The following is a 512-nucleotide window of genomic DNA, read 5'->3' as shown; positions in this document are numbered from 1 at the left end:
CTTCGCTTCCCGTTGTACCGGCCATTGTAGTACGTGTGTAGCCCAGGTCATAAGGGGCATGATGATTTGACGTCATCCCCGCCTTCCTCCGGTTTGTCACCGGCAGTCAACTTAGAGTGCCCAGCTTCACCTGCTGGCAACTAAGTTCAAGGGTTGCGCTCGTTGCGGGACTTAACCCAACATCTCACGACACGAGCTGACGACAACCATGCACCACCTGTCTCCGATGCTCCGAAGAGGGCACCTATCTCTAGGNCCTTCGCTTCCCGTTGTACCGGCCATTGTAGTACGTGTGTAGCCCAGGTCATAAGGGGCATGATGATTTGACGTCATCCCCGCCTTCCTCCGGTTTGTCACCGGCAGTCAACTTAGAGTGCCCAGCTTAACCTGCTGGCAACTAAGTTCAAGGGTTGCGCTCGTTGCGGGACTTAACCCAACATCTCACGACACGAGCTGACGACAACCATGCACCACCTGTCTCCGATGCTCCGAAGAGGGCACCTATCTCTAGG

The 512-nt window shown here is 55.6% G+C and carries 1 rRNA gene (only partly in view); it reads right to left on the bottom strand.

Annotation, left to right across the window (positions count from 1 at the left end):
- Positions 1-512: ribosomal RNA gene (locus EDM21_RS24500) — 16S ribosomal RNA — on the bottom strand (its annotated part continues 317 nt past the right edge of the window); the annotation flags it as partial.

Source organism: Paenibacillus lutrae (genome assembly GCF_009757775.1).
GTDB lineage: Bacteria > Bacillota > Bacilli > Paenibacillales > NBRC-103111 > Paenibacillus_F > Paenibacillus_F lutrae.
Note: the sequence above shows the minus strand (reverse complement) of the source record. Positions and strands in the feature narration are given on the sequence as shown.